This window comes from Facilibium subflavum, assembly GCF_003574485.1.
In the GTDB taxonomy this organism is placed as follows: domain Bacteria; phylum Pseudomonadota; class Gammaproteobacteria; order Francisellales; family Francisellaceae; genus Facilibium; species Facilibium subflavum.
The window spans coordinates 1-3,818 of sequence record NZ_QLIT01000216.1 but is presented as its reverse complement, the minus strand read 5'-3'; the positions used below and the strand labels follow the sequence as shown (position 1 = coordinate 3,818).

Annotated in this window: 2 protein-coding genes and 1 pseudogene; 2 read left to right on the top strand and 1 reads right to left on the bottom strand. The window is 35.0% G+C overall.

Going from position 1 to position 3,818, the window contains the following annotated elements:
* A pseudogene (locus DNK84_RS15235) lies at window positions 1-174 on the top strand (IS1634 family transposase); the annotation flags it as partial.
* 178 nt (window positions 175-352) lie between these two features.
* On the opposite strand, the gene DNK84_RS11680 reads toward DNK84_RS15235, so the two are convergent.
* Entirely contained in the window at window positions 353-1,696 is a 1,344-nt protein-coding gene (locus DNK84_RS11680) for an ATP-binding cassette domain-containing protein (protein ID WP_119344675.1), read from the bottom strand.
* Window positions 1,697-2,107: 411 nt separating this feature from the next.
* Between DNK84_RS11680 and DNK84_RS11675 the strand changes: the two genes are divergently transcribed.
* The gene (locus DNK84_RS11675; RefSeq protein WP_119344674.1) at window positions 2,108-2,731 is read left to right on the top strand and encodes a DUF5677 domain-containing protein; all 624 of its coding nucleotides are present in this window, start codon (window positions 2,108-2,110) and stop codon (window positions 2,729-2,731) included.
* Window positions 2,732-3,818: the final 1,087 nt, after the last annotated feature.

Below are 3,818 nucleotides of genomic sequence, written 5' to 3'. Positions count from 1 at the left end.
GAAGTCATTCGTAAAGAATTACTGCATGTACAGGTGAGTATACTTAAGCATAGAAAAACAGAAAAGAAATATGGCATTCCATCAGCTACTGGTGCGCATGCAGCTAAGATTTATCAAACGATGGGACTGTCTTTAGCAAGCACACCTTTTGTTATTGTGGATAACTCAATGTAGTGCCCTGGGTTTTGAAGGAATCCTTATAAAATAAGGCTTTCACATTCAAAAGTGTCAAAGTCGGGAGTTATTGGAGGTGGTGGTTGCTTTATAAACCATGTGCTTGCTGATAATTATAATGATCGCAGTAGGGACACCAGAAATGGTTATAGCTCAGCTTCAGATCAAGGATCATGAGCTAATGTCTGACCTCGATAATCAGGTGTGTTTTCGCTGTTTCTGACAGCGATTTACAAACGATGTTTTTATTTTTTATATCCAGGTTAGCATCCCATTCATCAAGTAGTAAGATTTCTTTATCAGATAAATTATCTAATAGTTCTAATATGGATGATACTCTACGTTGCCCTGTTGAACCTTGCTCGATTACATCATTAAAATGGACTTCTGGACCTATATAAATACTGTCTTTTTTTTGGCTTTTAATTAACTTTAAAAAAGAACTCTTACCCGCACCATTGGGGCCATTTATTAAGTATCTCCCTTTCGTTGAATCTTCGTTGATTAAATTAAATAAGCTATCCACAGAGTGAGTGTTGTCACCTGGTCTATCAATTTGTGCAATTGATATTTGTGACTTGTTGATTTGTTTGGATAGTTCTTGTCGTTCCAGACGACTGTCAAAGCTGGCAAGGTTTGAGAGCATTTTCATAGTAAGCGCGATACGGCTATTATACATACTCACAGCATGTAAATTCTGGAACATTTGCAAGCTTCGCGGCAGGGTGGCAACCAAGGCACCAATTAATACTAATTTATGAGAAAGTGCATAACTTGTCGCAATTATCACGATTGGTATCGCAATAAATATAGGAATACACGAAAGAATTTGTTCATGAAATTTATATTTTTCTTTTTGAAGGAAAAAGGATTGCATTCCTAATTTTACATCTTCCTCTTTTTTTTGCAGACTCTCTTGGGGTGCATAAAATAAAAAATCCCATAGTAAACTGATACCCGATAAGACTGTCAATTTTTTAGACTGAATTTCACTGCCAAGCATTTGAATCCGAGAGCGCGTAAACGTCAATAGGAGCGAAGATATCACCAAGGCAAAACAAACAGCACCTGTCACCACCCAACCCAAGGTGAATAAAAAGGCCAACAATGTAAATAAAATGTTGCAATACAATGAAATAAAATCAAGGACGAATTCAGATGCCGAATCTATAGTTGCTAGGGCCTCCCCACCAATCCAGTGGTTTGTTTCCAATTTATTTTTCTGTGACGAATAGGACATATCTCCTCCGACGGTCGAAAGAAGACTCAATGTATATCGTCGCCACAAGTCATTGGCTAATTTTGTTGTAAGAAAAAGGGCAGTAGAGCCAATACTATAAGCAACAGCAACACTTACGAAAAAGAGTATGATATAGTTCATCACGGCATTGACTTGCTGCAATGAGACTGACATCCCAGCCAACGCAATAAAATAGGTAGACCCACCAATCAATATTTGCTGCAAAATAATGAGTGCTAAAGCCGCCAGAAAAAATTTATTTGTAAATAGCCTTACTTTCATAAATTCAAGTGACTTCCTCCGAAAGAAGTTTTAACGACATTTTAAACTTATTTTGTAAATGAGTCGGCAATTTCTCAGCATGACTTTACTCCCTTTCTATTGATTTAGTGCCTTGAAAAAGCATGCTTGATTAGCGCTTTTCCCCTTGTTAGCCATATAAATCTATCATTTTAGCTATAGACAGGCAATAACTGTTATCGTTAATATAAACTACCAGGTTAAAAGAATCATGAAATTGTGGCGTGTACCCATCATGACGACAAGTACCATAACCTATAACGTGCCAAGTCAGTTAGATATTACAATTTCTGTCGCAAGAAGCATTTGACCAAGCGGTTGACCCCTATAAAATGACGAAAGGTGGGATGTTGGGATAGATTAATAAGATCTTTTTACTTGAAGGAGGCATCAATGAAAATTAAAGGGATTTTAGATAGATGCGCGTTTATAGTTAATCGCTATAATACGTATCAGATGCCGCCTTTGGTATTACAGCTAGCAAAAGACTATTTATTACTCATACAAAAAGGTAGAAGCTATGCTGCATGCATTATACTAAGGTCATTGATAGAGAGTATCGCTAATTTCAAGTTAGAGCTATCTTGCCCAGAAAAGTATAAAGCAATGATAGATAATAATGAATATGCACTCTATAAGCATCAGTTGATATCTTCAAATTCTGAGTTAGCATCTTTGGTAGACGTAAAGACACTTAACAATAATTTAAGACAAAGGAATACGGAGCTAAAACAAAACTGTTATTCAGGCGCTGAAAAAATTCCTTCTAGTAAGAAACTTGATCATATTACAGATAATCTCTGCTCTGAGGCCTATAGTGATCTTTGTCCTTTTGTGCATGCAATACCATGTAGTGAGCTATGCTATAGAAATTTTTTTCTGCATTACATGGATGCAATTTGGGAGCTTTTAACCATCTTGGAAAACCAGTATCAATCTCAACTAGAAGGGCTTTGGACAAATAGTGAGAACAAGATTGGTGAATTATTAGATCTAGTATCCCACTTCAAGTCCTGATTAACTTTCATTACATTCTACTTTAACGAAATGATGAACTCGGGAACAATGGGAGAATTATCCTTTGGTTCATACTCCTGAATAACTTGCTGTTTTTTGCTCAATTTTCACCATCAAGAACACCCTTCAAGTTATTGCTTTGTTTAGTTGCGGCGCAGCCGCTTAGGGTGCTCTCTGAATAACTTTAACTAATATACGACCATAGTTGTTTTTTTAGACCACATGGATAGCCCTAGTACAATAATTTCATTAATAATCATAAATATTATTATTTGTATTAGTCTGGGTATGGTCTGACAATTAGGTGAATTCATCAAATATTTGATATTTAAAGTTCTAAATTTCAACTATGTTTGATTGCAAAAATTTTAAATTCTTTGTTTTTTGTTATATCTACTTCACTATTAGTTTGCTGACAAGTTAATCTTTAAGCTAATTTCAAAACGCAGAGCCAGGGTTGTTTTTTGGTAACAGCCCTGGATGCACCCCTTGCGCTCCCACAATAACGCTCAGAATGAATAAAAAATACAATTTGAGCAATGTTGCTCAAATTGTATTTTTTATTGCTCTTTTTGTCAAATGCTTTTTCCATTTTTTAAAAAAATATATAAAATAAAACCCAAAGCATTCATTATATGTGAAATATTTTATGAAAAGAATAGTGTGGGATAATGCTCGCGTATCTACTAGGCTCAGAGATATACGCAAAGCATCTGGTTACAAGTCTGCTAAAGCATTTACTGATAAGTTTGAACTCGTATACTCAACTTATAGTCAACATGAAAAAGGCACTCGTAGTATATCTATCGTAGATCTATTTAATTACTGCACTCTATTGAATGTTTCTTTTGATGATTTCTTCCAAGATATAAGTTCAGATAGCATTCGAAAAAAATGTAATACAAACCATCAATATGCAAGTTACGAGGAAAAACCACTTACACATTTTAATATAAGTCATGACAATACTCACATAGAGCTTTTAAAGCACACATTGATCACGCCTAATAAAGCATTTTAAAGTTTTTTCGTGTAGGATATTTCACAAAGTTATATGCAAGCTGTATTCAAAATGGAAATTTTACAA